A 15689-nucleotide genomic window follows, 5' to 3' on the forward strand; every position below is an offset into this window, starting at 1 on the left:
CGCCCTGTCGGCGGTCAAGGGATTACTAGCGGAAATGCGGCCTGCGAAGTGCGCTCCACGGGTAAGAGAAAAACTGGTCCAGAGAATTGGTCCAGATGAACCCTGCGGCCAAGGCTTGCAGGGGTGAGCGGCGCCATGGAAGGCTCAGCCCCTCGCCGCACCCGCATCCAGCAGGAAAAGCGCGAACTGATCCTGGAGGCAGCCCTCGAAGTCTTCTCCGCCAACGGCTTTCGCGGTTCGACCATCGACCAGATCGCCGAGGCCGCCGGGATGTCGAAGCCGAACCTGCTCTACTATTTCCGCCGCAAGGAAGACATCCACGAAACGCTGATGGAGCGGCTGCTGGCGACGTGGCTGGCGCCGCTACGTGAACTCGACGACATCGGCGACCCCCTGACCGAGCTCAGGAGCTACATCCGGCGCAAGCTCGAAATGGCGCGTGATTTTCCCAGGGAAAGCCGGCTGTTCGCCAACGAGATCCTGCAAGGCGCGCCGCGCATCATGCCGCTGCTGGCGGGTGAGCTGAAAACGCTGGTCGACGAGAAGGCCAACGTCATCAAGGGCTGGATGCGCGCGGGAAAAATCGCCCGCACCGATCCCTGGCACCTGATCTTTTCGATCTGGGCGACGACGCAGCACTATGCCGATTTCGATGTCCAGGTCCGTGCCGTGCTCGGCGCCGATCGCGGCGGCGACGGCCGCTTCGAGGATGCGGCGCGGTTTCTGGAGCAGTTGTTCATTGATGGGCTGAAGCCGAAGGGCTGACCTTGGGCGTCAGGCGCTGCGGCGCTCCGCCGGCATCGCCTCAAGCAAATTCTGCAGCTTCTCGATCGAATTCTGTTCGGCCAGCGGCGTGTAGACGATCAGCTTCATGTCCGAGCCGTCGTCGATCGACAGGCTCATATGCTCGAACGTCATGGCGCCGGCTCTCGGATGTCGGACATGTTTCACCCCCGACAATCGGCGTGCCACGTCGCGATGCGGCCACCAGTCGCGAAACTCCGGACTTGAGCGCGTCATAAGCACGATCAGCCGCTCGAAATCCGCATCGCCCACATAGCGGGCGCTTTCCGCCCGGAACGAGGCCAGCACGGTGCGCGCCAATTGCTCCCAGTCAACCAGCAGGCGCCGGTGATGCGGATTGGTGAACACCATGTGGACGATGTTGCGGGCGTCGCCCTCTAGCAGGCCATAATCACCGAACACCGCTACCGCCGCCGGATTCCAGGCCAGCACGTCCCAGCGCCGCCCGACGACATAGGCCGGCTGCAGCACCAGGCTCTCCAGCATATGCATCAGCGGGCCATCGACCTTTTCCGGCGCAGCCACGCGGTTCTCCGGTTGCTGGCGGCCTGCCAGGATGAACAGATGCTGCCTTTCAACGGCGTCGAGGCGCAGCGCTTCGCTGAGCGCCGCTAGCACCTCCACCGAGGGTCTGACCTCGCGCCCCTGCTCTAGCCATGTGTACCAGGTGGTGCCGACGCCGGCGATCATCGCCACTTCCTCGCGACGCAAGCCTGGCGTGCGTCTCCGCAGGCCGGTCGCGATGCCGGTGGCGGACGGCGTCAATCTTTCGCGGCGCGAGCGCAGGAAGGCGCCAAGCTCGCGCCGGCGGCTGTCTTCAGCGGAGTGCGTGGGAGCATCCATGAGAGCTATTATAGCAGTATTGATACCAGGATAAAGTTTGAACTGTTTGGGCTGCGTCAGGCGCCCCATCTTCCATCCAGAGAGATGGAGGCTCTGAATATGGATCTGAAAGACAAGACAATCCTCATCACCGGTTCGACCGATGGCGTCGGCCGTGTCGTCGCGCAAAGGCTGGGCGCCGGCGGCGCGCGCGTGCTGGTGCATGGCCGTGACGCGGCTCGCGGCAAGGCAACCGTCGCAGATATCGAATCCGCCGGCGGCAAAGCCGAGTTCCTCGCCGCGGACCTCTCCTGGCTAGCCGAGGTCCGCCGCCTCGCCGAGGCCGTACGCGCAAAAACCGACCGGCTCGACATCCTCATCAACAATGCCGGCATCGGCACGGCCGGCGCCAAGCGACAGCTCAGCGCCGACGGCTTCGAACTGCGCTTTGCGGTCAACTATCTCGCCGGTTTCCTGCTGACCTCGGAACTGCTGCCGCTGCTCAAGGCGAGTTCGCCGGCGCGCATCATCAACGTCGCTTCGGCCGGCCAGCAGGCGATCGATTTCGGCGATGTCATGCTGACACGTTCTTATGACGGCGTGCGCGCCTATTGCCAGAGCAAGCTGGCGCAGATCCTGTTCACCATCGACCTGGCCGGAGAGTTGAAAGGCAGCGGCGTCACCGTCAACGCTCTGCATCCAGCGAGCTACATGAACACCACCATGGTCCGCCAAGCCGGCGTGACGCCATGGAGCTCGGTCGAGACCGGCGCCGACGCCATTCTCAACCTCGCGACATCGCCCGCCCTGGAGGGCCGCAGTGGCCTCTATTTCGACGGCCAAAAGGAATCCCGCGCCGAAGCACAAGCCTATGACGCCAAGGCCAGACAGCAATTGCGAACCCTGAGCCTCGACTTCGTCGGCCAGGCTTCCCCACAATCGAAGGAACAGCATTCATGACCGGCAAGATCGAACACACGGTCGTCATCGGCGGCTCATCCGGCATCGGCCTGGCAACGGCGCGAAAACTGCTAGGCCCAGGCATGAAGGTGACCATCACCGGACGAAACCAGGACAAGCTCACCAGCGCTTGGAAGAGCCTCGGCGGCGCCGCCGAAAAAGCTGCCTTCGATGCTTCGAAGCCGGGCGAAGTTCGCCAGTTCTTTGGGGAACTCGGACCGTTCGATCACCTCGTGCTGGCTGCCAGCGGCGGCAAGGGACTTGGGCCGTTCGAAACCCTCGACCTCTCAGACATCGCCGGCGGCGTCGACGAGAAAGTCAGGCCGCAGCTGTCCTGTTTGCAGGCTGCCTTGCCGACGCTCAACAGATCGGGATCGGTCACTTTCATCTCGGCGGTATCGGCACAATTGTCGGCGCCCGGCGTGGCTGGCATTGCCGCCGTCAACGGCATGCTGCTGACGGTGGTGCCGATCCTGGCGGTCGAACTGAAGCCTCTGCGCGTCAACGTCGTGGCGCCCGGCGTCATCGACACGCCATGGTGGGATTTTCTGGCCGAAGACCAGCGGCAGGCGGTGTTCAGCGAATATGCCGGCAAAACCCCGGTGGGCAGGATCGGCCAGGCCGAAGACGTCGCCGGCGCAATCGCGTTCCTCGTCTCCAACGGCTTCATGACCGGCCAGGTGCTGACCTGCGACGGCGGCCTGCGCTACGCGGCGTGACCTTACAGCGACTGCGCGATCAGCGTGAGAAGGCCTCCGGCCAGTGCGACGTTGCCTACGAAACCGTTGATGCGCGACGCCCGGTCCGGGCCCTGATGGTCCCAGAAATTGTGGAACATCGGCGTGGCGACGATGAGAAACAGCAGCAGCACGGCGCAGGCGGTCGCAGTCCACAGGCCGGCCATCACCAGCGCCCCGGCAACGGTTTGCAGGACGATGCCGGCCCACAGCGCCAGCTTGGCTTGCGGCACGCCGCGCGCGGTCATCAGCCCTGTCAGGAAGGTCTCGTTTTGAACATTGCGCAGGCCGGCGAAAACGAAGGCGCCGCCGAGCAACAGGCGGCCGAGAAACAAAAAGGTCGAAGGCAAATCGACAGGCATGAAATCTTCCCCGTACTTAAGCATGAAACAGGTGGAGCGCCGCCCTTTCCACGGCGCTCCATGACTAACCGGACGGTCAGGCTGCTTTGGCAGCCGGCATCGGGTGAATGGCTTGGAACGGGATGCAGAGCCGGTTCCAGGTGTTGATCATGCCGATCGCGACCGACAGCTTGACCAGTTCCTCTTCCGAGAAGTGCTCGAGCGTGCGGGCATAGAGTTCGTCCGAAACGCCATTGTTGGCGATCAGGGTCGTTGCCTCGGTCCAGGCAAGGGCCGCGCGTTCACGTTCGGAAAATAGCGGCGATTCCTTCCAGGCCGAAACCAGATAGAGCCGTGTCTCGGTTTCGCCGTCGCGCCTTGCCTCGCGGCTGTGCATCTCGACGCAGTAGGAGCAGCCATTGATCTGCGAGGCGCGGAGCTTGATCAAATGCAGCAGGCTCACTTCAAGCCCGCATTCGTCGACCGCCTTGTTGAGCGCTGACACCGCCTTCATGATTTCCGGCGCCTTGGCAAAGAATTGCAGTCTCTGTTTCATCGTCTTTCCTTTCTGTCTGGCGGGGTTAACTTTGCTTGGCTGCAGCGGGTTTCTGCGGCCGCTGATGGCGCGCGACAAAGGCACAGCTGGCGGCAAACGATCGCGGATCGCCTTCGGCCTTGTAGTCAGCCACGATGTCGGACAACCGGGTTTCCGCGAGGGCCGCGCGATAGGCGCGCTCGGCCTTCAGCATCGCGGCATTGATGCCGCACGGCTTCACATAGGCCGAAGCATCGATCTTGACCGGGCCGCGCTGGCGGATCTCGCCGCAGCGGAAGGCCGGCTCGCGACCCTCGACCGCAAGCACGATATCGAGCAGCGTGATGCGCTCGGCCGGACGCGCCAGCCGGTAGCCGCCCGCCGGTCCCGGCACCGATTCCAGGATGCGCGCAGCCGTCAGCTGGTTCAGATGTTTCAGCAGATAGCTCGGCGACAGGCCGAAGGACTCTGCCAAGGCAGCACCCGGCATCGTGCTGTTGCCCTCCACGCTGGCCAGTGTGGCTGCGCAATGGATGGCCGCTTCTACACCCTCGCCCAGCTTCACGATGTTGCGCTCCTATTCATGGATATCTTTTATCCTAGATAAATTTTATCTGCAATAGGAAAATGAAAACGGCGCTCGAAAGCGCCGCTTTTTTCTTCGACCCGTTCCCTACTCTGCAGCCACGTTGGCCACCGGGTTGTTCGGGTGTGTCGTCCAATTGGCATAGACCGGCGACACCGGCTTGCCGGTGCGCTGGTCCATCACGCCGGCGGCCAGCGGCTCCATGGTGATGCAGTTCTCGACCGGGCAGACATTGACGCACAGATTGCAGCCGACGCATTCGGCCTCGATCACCTCGAAATGCCTGACGCCGTCGACCATGTTGGTGATCGCCTGGTGCGAAGTGTCCTCGCAGGCGATGTGGCAGCGGCCGCATTTGATGCAGGCGTCCTGGTCGATATGCGCCTTGGCGATGTAATTGAGGTTGAGATACTGCCAGTCGGTGACGTTGGGCGTGGCGCGGCCGACAATGTCGTTGAGCGAGGCGTGGCCTTTCTCGTCCATCCAGTTTTCGAGACCGGCGATCATCTCCTGCACGATCTTGAAGCCGTATGTCATCGCTGCCGTGCACACCTGCACATTGCCGGCGCCGAGCGCCATGAATTCAGCCGCATCGCGCCAGGTGGTGATGCCGCCAATGCCGGAGATCGGCAGGCCGCGCGTTTCCGGATCGCGGGCGATCTCGGCCACCATGTTCATGGCAATCGGCTTCACCGCCGGGCCGCAATAGCCGCCATGCGAGCCCTTGCCGTCGATGGTCGGCTGCGGCGCGAAGCTATCGAGGTCGACGCCGGTGATCGAGTTGATGGTGTTGATCAGCGACACCGCGTCGGTGCCGCCGGAGAGTGCGGCGCGCGCCGGCTTGCGCACATCGGTGATATTCGGCGTCAGCTTGGTGATGACAGGCATGCGGGTGTTGGCCTTGCACCAGCGCACCACCATTTCGATGTATTCCGGCACCTGGCCGACGGCCGCGCCCATGCCGCGTTCCGACATGCCGTGCGGGCAGCCGAAATTGAGCTCGATGCCGTCGGCTTCGGTCTCCTCGACCACCGGCAGGATCGCCTTCCAGCTTTCCTCGACGCATGGCACCATCAGTGAGACGACGATGGCGCGGTCGGGCCAGTCCTTCTTGACCTGCTTGATCTCGCGCAGATTGACCTGCAAATCGCGGTCGGTGATCAGCTCGATATTGTTGAGGCCGAGCAGGCGCCGGTCCGCCCCCCAGATCGCGCCATAACGCGGGCCGTTGACGTTGACCACCGGCGGACCTTCTTCGCCCAGCGTCTTCCACACGACGCCGCCCCAGCCCGCCTTGAAGGCGCGGATGACATTGTAGGCCTTGTCGGTCGGCGGCGCCGAAGCCAGCCAGAACGGATTGGGCGATTTGATGCCGACGAAATTGTTGCGGATGTCTGCCATGACAGGTCCCTTTCAACCGAGACGAAGGAGCATTTCCACGGGTGCGAGAATGCCGCCTTCAAGCGCGGGGGTGAGATTGGCGATCTTGGTGCCGGCGTTCTCGCCCATGATAAGATTAACGCCAGGCGGCGGCTTTTTTCCTTCCGCCTGCGCCGCAGCCATGCGCGCCCGTATCGTGTCGAAAAATTCGATGGCGAAGGCGCCACGAGGGCGCTCGGCGGTTACAGAGAACCCCGCGGCGGCGGCAGCCGAACGATAGTCGTCGGGCGTGGCAACGAAGGACATGCTCTCGTCGGATGCCCATGGCAGCGGATAGGTCAGCGCACCTGCCTTGAGCCGCATCACATCGTAGACGGCAAAGACGCCGCCCGGCTTGAGCACACGCGCCGCCTCGCTCATCAGCTTTTTCTTGTCGGGAAGATTCATGCCGACATGCAGGATCATGGCCGTATCAAAGCTTTTGTTGCTGAATGGCATGTCCAGCGCGCTGCCCTGCACGAACCGGACTTTGTCGGCCATTCCCACCCGCTTCGAAAGGCTGGTCGCAATGTCGACATAGCTTTGCGTCAGATCGATGCCGGTGACATCGGCGCCGGCATTGTTGGCGGCGAAGCGGGCTGGACCACCCACGCCGGAACCAATGTCGAGCAGCCTGGCCCCCGGCTTCAAACCCATCTGGCCGATGAGTTCCCTGGTGGCGGCGATACCGCCAATGTGGAACTCGTCGACCGCTTCGAGATCGCCAGCGCGTAGATGGGCAATTTCCACGCCGGTATCGGCGAGCACGGCAAGAATGTGCTGCTCAAGATCCGAGACGTCGTAGTGACGGGCGATGCCCGATTCCACTGAGGCCATGATCTCTATCCCTGTGCCAGACTCCGGTTGATGCTCTCCGCCGCATCGCGGCCTTGCGCCACGGCCGAAACCGTCAAATCGTCACCGCCAAAAATGCAGTCGCCGCCCGCCCAGACATTGGCGAGCGAGGTGCGCCCTTCCGCATCGACCTTGATGCGGCCGGCTTCGAGTTCGATCGCAGCACCGCTGCCGTTGAGTGCCGCCGGCACAAAGCTCTGGCCGATCGCCTTGAACACCTGGTCGGCGGCCAGCGTCAGCCGCTCGCCGGTGCCGGCAAGCCTGTCGCCGTTCATCGCGGTGTATTCGAGCTCGATGCCCGACACTTTGCCGGCCTCAGTGATGACCCGCTTCGGCTGCAGCCAGTGGCGGATGGTGACGCCGTTGGCGGCAGCCAGATCCTGCTCGAACTCGGAAGCGTTCATGTGTTCCTGGCCGCGCCGGTAGCAGATCGTCACCTCCTCGGCGCCGAGCAGCTTCGATTGCACCGCGGCGTCGATCGCCGTCATGCCGCCGCCAATGACGACGACGCGCCGGCCGACCGGCAGGCTCGCGAGATCGCCGGCCTGCCGCAGTTCCGCGATGAACTCCACTGCATTGACGACGCCACCGGCGTCCTCGCCATCGGCGCGCAGCGCGTTGACGCCGCCAAGCCCCATACCGAGGAAGACGGCATCGTAATTCCGGATCAGGTCCGACAGCTGGTAGTCGCGGCCGAGCGCCTTGCCGTTCTGGATGTCGATGCCGCCGACAGCGGTGACATAGTCGACCTCGGCCTGGGCGAAGTTATCGATGCTTTTGTAGGCGGCGATGCCGTACTCGTTGAGGCCGCCGGCCTTTGGGCGGGCTTCCAGAATGGTGACGTCATGGCCATACCGAGCGAGCCGGTGCGCGGCGGCGAGGCCGGCCGGACCGGCGCCGACCACGGCGACCGACTTGCCGGTCGATTCAGCGCGCGAATAAAACTGCTTGTGCTCGGCCATGGCGACATCGGTGGCGTAGCGCTGCAGGCGGCCGATCTGCACCGGCTTGCCTTCCGCCACCTCGCGCACGCAGACCTCTTCGCAAAGCGTCTCGGTCGGGCAGACGCGGGCGCACATGCCACCCAATATGTTCTGGTCGAAAATCGTCTTGGCCGAACCGATCGGGTTGCCGGTCGATATCTGGCGGATGAACAGCGGAATGTCGATCGAGGTCGGGCACGCGTTCATGCACGGCGCATCGTAGCAGAAATAGCAGCGGTCGGATTCGACCAGCGCTTCGTGGTGATCGAGCGGCGGATGCAGGTCGGAAAAATTCTCGGCGTACTGGTCGGCGGCAAGCCGGCCGCCGGCAATGCCGTCCTTGAACTGGCCTTCTGGCATCGTCAGTTCCCCATGTTTTCGTTTTGCGGAAGGCTAGCACGTTTTATTTTTTTATCAATTGGTCAATTTTCGCCGCAAGCCGTTGAAAAGACTGGCTCATAATATGATTTAGCTACTCATGTTATGGCTTTCAGCCTAAGGCACGGGCGAAAGGCCGGAGCTCGTAGCGGCGCCATGGATCGACCGGATCTCGTCGGCAACCAGTTGCTGCAGCCGCCACAGATTGCGGTCGCGGATGCCGAATTCCTCGAGATGGCTGACGGTATTGTAGAGATATTCCGCGCCTGAGCCGACATGGCCGCAGGCTCTGGCAAGCACCCCCGCCACGGTGTCCAGCGGCTGCCCGAGCGACGTTCCCCTGCCGGTCACCCCGACCCAGAAGCCGAGCGCCCGTATCCGGCCCTGCTCCGTGCGCACGGGAACCCACCGGACCGAGCTGACACTCTCATGATCGTCGATCTCGCGCCGCAGCAGTCTTTCGATCTGCTCCGGCTTGTCGGCGTCGGGCAGGCGGTAGATGACGCCGTCGCATCGGCCGCCGCGTTCGAGCGCCATCATCAGCCCCGGCTGCGCGACGCTGCCGCGCCAGCGCACCATGTCGAGGCAGAAGGAGCGATGCCAGCCAAACGCAGTGGCGCGCTGGCGTTCGACGGACTCGAAAGCCGGCTTCCAGATCAGCGAGCCATAGGCGAACACCCATAACGGCCCCGCATCGGCTTCGTCGGAGAGCTGTAAGGCAAGCGTGCGAAAATCCTCGTCGTTCAGCTGCGTCCAGCTGCAGTCGGGTCCGGGATCGACCTCTTCGCGATGACACAGTGACACAAGCTCAGGCGTGAGCGACATAAGGCGCATGAAACGACTACCCCTCGTTTGCCCCAAGGAAAGTCGAAAACCGCCGCATGCGCAAGCCGCGGGTGGGGCGAAGTGCGGAACGATGTGTCAACGCAGCCGTTGAACTTTCTCCGCCTCGCTGTCGGATTCGCTTCGCTGAAAACGTCCTTTGATGGATCGGACGACGATCGATGCATGAAGGTGAGGAGACCGAAAATGCCGAAATCCGCAATGCCCTTCTTCTGGTACGAGTTGATGACCAGCGACCTCGATGCGGCGCAAGCGTTCTACACCACCGTGGTCGGCTGGCGGGCCGAGCCCTTCGACAAGGCGCCCGGCATGCCGCGCTATATCGTGGTGAACTCCGCCGAGCGTGGCGTCGGCGGGCTGATGACCCTGCCCGAGGAAGCAGCCAGGACGGGTCTGAAGCCGGCCTGGTTCGGCTATATCCACACCAGCGATACCGATGCCTCGACCGAGGCACTGAAAGCCGCCGGCGGGGCTGTTCACCGCGAACCCGACGACATTCCCGGCGTCGGCCGCTTCTCCGTCGTCGCCGACCCGCAAGGCGCCGCCTTCATGTTCCTGCAGCCCAATGGTCCCGACCAGCCCGTCCTTCCGGCAACGACGCCGGGCCATGTCGGCTGGCACGAGCTTTATGCGGCCGACCGCCAGAAGGCCTTCGATTTCTACTCAAGCCAGTTCGGCTGGACTGATGCCGGTAGCATGGACGTCGGCGAGATGGGCATCTATCAGACCTTCTCAGCCGGCCCTGAATCCGGCGGCGGCATCATGAACAAGCCGCAACAGCTGCCGGTGCCGGTCTGGCTGTTCTACTTCAATGTCGACGCCATCGACGCAGCCGCCAAACGCGTCACCGACAATGGCGGCAAGATTGTCATGGGTCCGATGCCGGTGCCGACCGGCCAATGGATTGCCCAGTTCACCGATCCGCAAGGCGCCTATTTCGCGCTGATCGCGCCGGGCCGCTGATCCCCTCCGGTACTCGCCTGCACGGAAACTGCTCTCATCGCACGCCGGTGCGATGAGAGGCGCGTCCGGGCGCGGTCACTCCGGCGCCAGCACCGCGACCTTGAGGTTCTCTTTCCTGGCGCCGCTGAGCTGGATCGTGGCTGCGCCAGGCGTCAGCTTGAAGCGCACGCTCTTGCGGATGCCGGGGCAGGTCTTCACGCCGGTGAAACCCGCTGATTTCACCGCTTGGCCATCCTGAATGACGTCGACCCAGGCCTCGTCGGATAGGCTGATCTGGAGCTCTCCTTCCGGTGGCACCGCCACGTTTGCCGTCGCGCCGAATGTGCCGGCTGCCGGCGCGCGTTGCGGTGAGACCGTGAAGCTGACCGCATCGACCGGCTCCAGCGCCATATCCGCGGCTTCGCCGAAAGCAAGAGAGGCACCTGACTGCGCGGCGGGCGCAGCCGGAAACAGTTCCTGCTCGCGTGTCACCGGCCATTTGAAGGCATCGCAGCCAGCATCAGCGGCCATGGCGAAACTGGTGCTTGCGAGAATTGCGAACAGGCTGACGGCGACTTTTTTCATGGCTAGGAACCCGTTTGGTTTGGAGTGTCTACACGCAGGCATACAACTTAAACGAGCTGTATGCAACCATAACGAGAACAAATTTTGAAGTCCAGACTGGAAGTGATTTCCAATCACCGATTGTTGATGACAGGCCACGCGAAGTGAATGGTCCAGCGCCGGGTGATAATTTATGGCCGGGCCGCAGGGTTGGAAAAATGGAGTTTAGATGAAGCTTTTTGACGGTCTCGCCAGATTTCAGCCGCAGGCACTCGGCGTCCTGCGCATCATGACGGCCCTGCAGTTCCTCGAGCATGGCTCGCAGAAACTGTTCAATTTTCCGGTCAGCGCCGAGCCTCACGCTCTTAGCGGCCTGACGGCGACGGCAGGCATCCTGGAGTTCGCCGGTGGCATCCTGCTGGCGCTCGGTCTGTTCACCCGCCCGGTCGCGTTCCTTCTGGCCGGCGAGATGGCCATCGCCTATTTCATGGCGCACTACCCGCGCGACTTCTTCCCGGTCAACAACAGCGGCGACGCGGCAATCTCCTTCTGCTTCATCTTCCTCTATCTGGTGTTTGCCGGCGCCGGCGCCTTCGCGCTCGACAACCGCCGCAGCACCTGACGCGGCTGATGCATGTCGCCCAAAAGTGCGCAGCGGTTTTGGGATAACGACTTGCACAAAACAAGACTCTGAAGCGCCTCGGCGAAGCCGAAGCGCTTCAGGCGCGCATTCGCTCGAAGTTCGCGTCAAAGAGCGGCGCTGCCTGAACGCGCGCCGCGTGGCGCTTGCCCAAAAGTTCGATCTCGAAGCCGTCGCTCTCATCGGCGATCTCCTTCGGCACATAGCCGATGGCGACGGATTTTTTCGAGTGATGCGCATAGCCGCCTGAGGTCACCCAACCGCGCACCGCGCCACCGTACCAGATCGGCTCGTCGCCGATGACATCGGCATCATCGGCATCGAGGATAAATGTGCGCAGCCTGAGCTTGCCGCCCTGCTTGCGCTCGGCAAGAGCGCCGGTTTTACCGATGAAATCGGCATCCTTGCCATAGGCGACGAAACGGTCGAGCCCGGCCTCCAGCGGCCCGTAGATCGGCCGGTATTCGCGCGCCCATGAGCCGTAGTTTTTCTCCAGCCGCAGCGCATTGAGCGCGCGCGAGCCGAACAGGCCGAGGCCGAATTCCTCGCCTGCCGCCATCAACGCCTGGAAGGCAGCGCGCTGATATTCCGGCGCCACCCAGATCTCGTAGCCGAGATCGCCGGTGTAGCTGACGCGGCCGACCAGGCACGGCGCCGTGCCGATGTCCATTTTCGCGACCGCCATGAACGGGAATGCGGTGTTGGCGACATCCGCGCGGCTGGCCTTTGCCAGCACCTCCCTCGCCTTGGGTCCGGCGATCGCCAGACCGGTCAGTTTCTGCCCCAGCGCCTCTATGCGCACTGAGCTATCCGCAGGTAAATGCGCCTCGAACCAGCGCATATGATACTGCTCGGCGATACCGGAGCCGGCGATGAACCACTCGGTCCCGTTGGAATTGGGGGCACCGATATTGGCCAGCGTGAAATCGCCGATGAGCTTGCCGTCGTCCTTCAGCATCGGCGCCAACGTCATGCGGCCTGGCTTGGGCAACTTGCAGGCAAAGATCCGGTCGAGCCAAGCGGCCGCCCCCTCGCCGGTCACCTTGTATTTGGCGAAGTTCGAAATCTCCGCCAGGCCGACGCTCTCACGAACCGTCGCAACCTCATTGGCGACCTGGGAAAAATCGCTGGACCGACGCCACGAGAATTCGTCCTTGACGCCCTCCGGCGCATACCACAGCGGCACTTCCAGCCCATAGGACACACCCCATTGCGCGCGCCTGGCCGACAGCAAATCGTAGATCGGCGTCGTCTTCAGCTGCCGCCCGGCGGGCAGTTCCTCATTGGGGAAGCGGATCGAGAAGCGGCGCGAATAATTCTCGCGCACCTTTGCATTGGTGAAGGCCATCGTCGCCCAGTCGCCGTAGCGCGCCACATCCATGGCCCAGATGTCGGCGCCGGGATCGCCCTCGATCATCCAGTTGGACAGCGCCAGGCCGACGCCGCCGCCTTGTGAAAAGCCCGCCATGACCCCGCAGGCGACCCAGAAGCCCGGGAGGCCGCGCACCGGCCCGACCAGCGGATTGCCGTCCGGCGCGAAGGTGAAGGGCCCGTTGATGATCTGCTTGATGCCTGTCCTCTCGAAGGCCGGGAAATGCCTGAAGCCGACTTCGAGCGACGGCGCGATGCGGTCGATATCCGGCTCCAGCAGTTCATGGCCGAAATTCCACGGTGTCTGGAATTCGGACCACACCTTGTTGGCCTTCTCATACGTGCCCATCAGCATGCCGCCGCGCTCCTGGCGCAGATAAAGCTCGCCATCGAAATCGACGGCGTGGATGATCTCGGTGCCGGTCTTGGCGTTCCACGCCGCAACCTCGGGCATATCCTCGGTGATCAGGTACATGTGCTCCATGGCCAGCACCGGCAGTTCCAGCCCGACCATGCGGCCGACCTCGCGCGCCCATAACCCGCCGGCATTGACGACATGCTCGGCCACCACTTCGCCCTTGTTGGTGATGACGCGCCACATGCCGTCGGGCCGGCGCACAATGTCCTCGACCTTGGTGAAGCGCTCGACCTCGGCGCCCAGTTTCCGCGCGGCCTTGGCATAGGCATGCGTAACGCCGGAGGGATCGAGATGGCCGTCCTCCTTGTTGCGGACGGCGCCGACGAATTGTTTCGGGTCGAGCAGCGGCATCAGCTCGGCCGCTTCATTGGCCGATATTTCTTCGAGCTCGATGCCGAGGTAACGCCCTTTGGCGACGACGCCGCGCAGCCAGTCGAGCCGCGCCTCGGTCGCCGCCAGAAGCACGCCGCCCGTCAGATGCACGCCGGTCGCCTGTCCCGACAGCTCCTCGATCTCCTTGTAGAGCGAGATCGTGTATTTCTGCAGCTTGGCGACGTTGGGGTCGCCATTGATCGTGTGCATGCCGCCGGCCGCATGCCAGGTCGAGCCGGAGGTCAGCTCGTCGCGCTCCAAAAGCACGACATCGGTCCAGCCATGACGCGCCAGATGGAACAGCACGGAGCACCCGACGACGCCACCGCCAATGACCACGACCTTTGCATGCGATTTCATGAGTTTTGCTCTGTTATCAATGAGTTGAGGAGATAAGGTGAATCAGAAAGGCAGCGCCGCGCGCCGACGCTAAAGTCACGGGTCGCCCTGCCCGATCGCTTCCTTGCGCCTGGCCACATACGCCTCCAGCGCCTCGCGCACGGCGATGTCCATCACCGGCTCGACATAATCTTCCAGCGCCTTCTTCCACAGCCGCGTCGCGCGCGCCGTGGTGTCGAGGCCGCCGGCTTCCTGCCAGGCCTCGTAATTCTGCCAGTTGGACAGCATCGGCTGGTAGAAGGCGGTGGCATAGCGTTCCAGCGTGTGCGGTTCGCCGAAGAAATGGCCGCCGGTCGGCACCGCGCCCAGCGCCTCGACAGCAAGCTCCGCCTCGTCGACGACGATCGGGCGCAGGAATTCCATCATGTGCTGGATCATCTCGACATCGATGATGAGCTTTTCGAACGATGCCGTCAGCCCGCCCTCCTGCCAGCCGGCGGCGTGGTAGACGAGGTTGCCGTGGCCGAGCACAGCGCCCCACAGCGCCATCAGCGTCTCGTAGGCGCCTTGCGCGTCCGCCGCATTCGATGCCGACCCCGGCGTCGTGCGGTAGGGCAGAGAATAGCGCCGCGCCAATTGCCCCGAGGCGATGTTGGCCTTGGTGTTCTCCGGCGTTCCGAAGGCCGGCGCGCCCGACTTCATGTCGACGTTGGAGGTGAAGGCGCCGTACATCACCGGCGCGCCGGGGCGCACCAGTTGCGTCAGCACCACGCCGAACAGCGCCTCGGCATTCTGCTGCGCCAGGGCGCCGGCGAGCGTCACCGGGCTCATCGCGCCCATCAGCGTGAACGGCGTCACCGCCACCGACTGGCCGAATTCGGCCATGGTCATCAGCCCCTCGGCCATCATCTCGTCAAAGCGGCGCGGCGAGTTGACCGAGATGATGGTGGCAATGCCGGGATCATCGCGCATCTCGTCCAGCGTCAGCCCGCGCGCGATTGCCATCATCTCGATGCCGTCCAGCGCCCGGCCTCGTCCGATCGCCGAGACATGGAACGATTTGTCGGTCAGCGTCAGATTGGTGAAATAGGTATCCATGTGCCTGGTGTTGGCCGGCAGTTCCACCGGCGCGCAGACCTGGTTGCCGAGCATGTGGATGCAGTTGAAATGCTGCGCCAGCCGGGTCAGATCGGCATAGTCGTGCAAGTTTCCGGCGCGCCGGCCGCGCTCCATGTCGTGCACATTGGGCGGCCCGGCGACGAGGGTGAAATTGATCGTGTTGCCGCCGAGATGAATGGTGTTGGCGGGGTTGCGCGGCGTCAGCCGATAGCTGGACTGCGTGGTCTTCAGCGCCTCGGCGACAAGGCCCCGGTCGATGCGGACATTGGCCGTTGCATGGTCGACCTTTGCGCCCGCCTTCTCGAACAGCGCCAGCGCCCGCTGAGACATCACCTCGATGCCGAAATTTTCCAGAATGTGCATCGACGCCTGGTGGATCGCTTCGACCTGATCGACTGAGAGCATCGCCATCGGCGGATAGGGATTGGTCACCCGCCGCAGTGGAAGTTGCGGGATGGCGGCGGGCCCCCGGTTGCTGGTTCGCTCCGCGCCGCGCTTTCGTCTTGGTTCATTCATGCCTGGCATCAGAGCGCCGGCATCCGGATATCGCTGTCAGAAATACGCCCTTCGCGGGCGTGATTTTAGCCAAGGCGGCATTTTTGAATTCGTATGGAGACAGAGGCGACGCAAAAGGTCGGAATAATGATACAGGTCCCACTCA

16 protein-coding genes are annotated in these 15689 nt (G+C 63.4%); 5 read left to right on the plus strand and 11 right to left on the minus strand.

Features of this window, described 5'->3' with window-relative positions; all coding sequences use genetic code 11:
* Window positions 1-135: 135 nt before the first annotated feature.
* On the plus strand, window positions 136-765 hold the full coding sequence (locus AC3CCE_RS23260) for a TetR family transcriptional regulator C-terminal domain-containing protein (protein ID WP_023697053.1): 630 nt from the start codon (window positions 136-138) through the stop codon (window positions 763-765).
* Between the two features lie 9 nt (window positions 766-774).
* On the opposite strand, the gene AC3CCE_RS23265 is transcribed toward AC3CCE_RS23260, so the two are convergent.
* Window positions 775-1647, minus strand: coding sequence for a helix-turn-helix transcriptional regulator (locus tag AC3CCE_RS23265; RefSeq protein ID WP_352627179.1), 873 nt, complete (start codon window positions 1645-1647; stop codon window positions 775-777).
* Between the two features lie 99 nt (window positions 1648-1746).
* Between AC3CCE_RS23265 and AC3CCE_RS23270 the strand changes: the two genes are divergently transcribed.
* Together AC3CCE_RS23270 and AC3CCE_RS23275 are read left to right on the plus strand one after the other, a co-directional pair.
* A complete protein-coding gene (locus tag AC3CCE_RS23270) occupies window positions 1747-2586 on the plus strand; it encodes an SDR family oxidoreductase (RefSeq protein WP_352627177.1) in 840 nt (279 codons plus the stop codon).
* Window positions 2583-3305 carry an SDR family oxidoreductase gene (locus tag AC3CCE_RS23275; protein ID WP_352627175.1) on the plus strand — a complete coding sequence of 241 codons (723 nt, stop codon included), beginning with the start codon at window positions 2583-2585 and terminating at the stop codon, window positions 3303-3305. Before AC3CCE_RS23270 ends, AC3CCE_RS23275 begins: the two co-directional genes overlap by 4 nt.
* 2 nt (window positions 3306-3307) lie before the next feature.
* On the opposite strand, the gene AC3CCE_RS23280 is transcribed toward AC3CCE_RS23275, so the two are convergent.
* From AC3CCE_RS23280 to AC3CCE_RS23310, 7 genes are all read right to left on the minus strand, one after another.
* Complete coding sequence (locus tag AC3CCE_RS23280; protein WP_352627173.1) at window positions 3308-3685, minus strand: DoxX family protein; 378 nt, start codon at window positions 3683-3685, stop codon at window positions 3308-3310.
* A gap of 76 nt (window positions 3686-3761) precedes the next feature.
* Window positions 3762-4220: a carboxymuconolactone decarboxylase family protein gene (locus AC3CCE_RS23285; RefSeq protein WP_352627171.1), complete on the minus strand. Its 459-nt coding sequence runs from the start codon at window positions 4218-4220 to the stop codon at window positions 3762-3764.
* Between the two features lie 25 nt (window positions 4221-4245).
* On the minus strand, window positions 4246-4764 hold the full coding sequence (locus AC3CCE_RS23290; RefSeq protein WP_352627169.1) for an RrF2 family transcriptional regulator: 519 nt from the start codon (window positions 4762-4764) through the stop codon (window positions 4246-4248).
* 108 nt (window positions 4765-4872) lie between these two features.
* Complete coding sequence (gene preA, locus AC3CCE_RS23295; protein WP_352627167.1) at window positions 4873-6186, minus strand: NAD-dependent dihydropyrimidine dehydrogenase subunit PreA; 1314 nt, start codon at window positions 6184-6186, stop codon at window positions 4873-4875.
* 12 nt (window positions 6187-6198) lie between these two features.
* Window positions 6199-7041, minus strand: coding sequence for a class I SAM-dependent methyltransferase (locus AC3CCE_RS23300; protein ID WP_352627165.1), 843 nt, complete (start codon window positions 7039-7041; stop codon window positions 6199-6201).
* 5 nt (window positions 7042-7046) lie between these two features.
* A complete protein-coding gene (locus AC3CCE_RS23305) occupies window positions 7047-8402 on the minus strand; it encodes an NAD(P)-dependent oxidoreductase (RefSeq protein ID WP_352627163.1) in 1356 nt (451 codons plus the stop codon).
* 135 nt (window positions 8403-8537) lie between these two features.
* A complete protein-coding gene (locus AC3CCE_RS23310) occupies window positions 8538-9254 on the minus strand; it encodes a gamma-glutamylcyclotransferase (protein ID WP_352627161.1) in 717 nt (238 codons plus the stop codon).
* Between the two features lie 195 nt (window positions 9255-9449).
* On the opposite strand from AC3CCE_RS23310, the gene AC3CCE_RS23315 reads away from it, so the two are divergent.
* Entirely contained in the window at window positions 9450-10226 is a 777-nt protein-coding gene (locus AC3CCE_RS23315) for a VOC family protein (protein WP_352627159.1), read from the plus strand.
* Between the two features lie 75 nt (window positions 10227-10301).
* Here the strand turns inward: AC3CCE_RS23315 and AC3CCE_RS23320 are convergent, their stop codons facing one another.
* Window positions 10302-10790 (minus strand): hypothetical protein, encoded by a 489-nt coding sequence (locus AC3CCE_RS23320; protein ID WP_352627157.1) that lies wholly within the window; start codon window positions 10788-10790, stop codon window positions 10302-10304.
* Between the two features lie 208 nt (window positions 10791-10998).
* Between AC3CCE_RS23320 and AC3CCE_RS23325 the strand changes: the two genes are divergently transcribed.
* Window positions 10999-11391 carry a DoxX family protein gene (locus AC3CCE_RS23325; protein ID WP_023707718.1) on the plus strand — a complete coding sequence of 131 codons (393 nt, stop codon included), beginning with the start codon at window positions 10999-11001 and terminating at the stop codon, window positions 11389-11391.
* A 97-nt stretch (window positions 11392-11488) separates the two neighbouring features.
* Here the strand turns inward: AC3CCE_RS23325 and AC3CCE_RS23330 are convergent, their stop codons facing one another.
* Window positions 11489-13930: a GcvT family protein gene (locus AC3CCE_RS23330; RefSeq protein ID WP_352627155.1), complete on the minus strand. Its 2442-nt coding sequence runs from the start codon at window positions 13928-13930 to the stop codon at window positions 11489-11491.
* Between the two features lie 75 nt (window positions 13931-14005).
* The gene (locus AC3CCE_RS23335; RefSeq protein ID WP_352627153.1) at window positions 14006-15544 is read right to left on the minus strand and encodes a trimethylamine methyltransferase family protein; all 1539 of its coding nucleotides are present in this window, start codon (window positions 15542-15544) and stop codon (window positions 14006-14008) included.
* Between the last annotated feature and the right edge of the window lie 145 nt (window positions 15545-15689).

Source organism: Mesorhizobium sp. P160187 (genome assembly GCF_057766425.1).

Coding starts and splice junctions, on each gene's coding strand:
- AC3CCE_RS23270 (WP_352627177.1), top strand. CDS start 1,747: ATGGATCTGAAAGACAAGACAATCCTCATCACCGGTTCGACCGATGGC.
- AC3CCE_RS23275 (WP_352627175.1), top strand. CDS start 2,583: ATGACCGGCAAGATCGAACACACGGTCGTCATCGGCGGCTCATCCGGC.
- AC3CCE_RS23305 (WP_352627163.1), bottom strand. CDS start 8,402: ATGCCAGAAGGCCAGTTCAAGGACGGCATTGCCGGCGGCCGGCTTGCC.
- preA (WP_352627167.1), bottom strand. CDS start 6,186: ATGGCAGACATCCGCAACAATTTCGTCGGCATCAAATCGCCCAATCCG.
- AC3CCE_RS23320 (WP_352627157.1), bottom strand. CDS start 10,790: ATGAAAAAAGTCGCCGTCAGCCTGTTCGCAATTCTCGCAAGCACCAGT.
- AC3CCE_RS23335 (WP_352627153.1), bottom strand. CDS start 15,544: ATGAATGAACCAAGACGAAAGCGCGGCGCGGAGCGAACCAGCAACCGG.
- AC3CCE_RS23315 (WP_352627159.1), top strand. CDS start 9,450: ATGCCGAAATCCGCAATGCCCTTCTTCTGGTACGAGTTGATGACCAGC.
- AC3CCE_RS23330 (WP_352627155.1), bottom strand. CDS start 13,930: ATGAAATCGCATGCAAAGGTCGTGGTCATTGGCGGTGGCGTCGTCGGG.
- AC3CCE_RS23285 (WP_352627171.1), bottom strand. CDS start 4,220: ATGAAACAGAGACTGCAATTCTTTGCCAAGGCGCCGGAAATCATGAAG.
- AC3CCE_RS23310 (WP_352627161.1), bottom strand. CDS start 9,254: ATGCGCCTTATGTCGCTCACGCCTGAGCTTGTGTCACTGTGTCATCGC.
- AC3CCE_RS23300 (WP_352627165.1), bottom strand. CDS start 7,041: ATGGCCTCAGTGGAATCGGGCATCGCCCGTCACTACGACGTCTCGGAT.
- AC3CCE_RS23280 (WP_352627173.1), bottom strand. CDS start 3,685: ATGCCTGTCGATTTGCCTTCGACCTTTTTGTTTCTCGGCCGCCTGTTG.
- AC3CCE_RS23265 (WP_352627179.1), bottom strand. CDS start 1,647: ATGGATGCTCCCACGCACTCCGCTGAAGACAGCCGCCGGCGCGAGCTT.
- AC3CCE_RS23325 (WP_023707718.1), top strand. CDS start 10,999: ATGAAGCTTTTTGACGGTCTCGCCAGATTTCAGCCGCAGGCACTCGGC.
- AC3CCE_RS23260 (WP_023697053.1), top strand. CDS start 136: ATGGAAGGCTCAGCCCCTCGCCGCACCCGCATCCAGCAGGAAAAGCGC.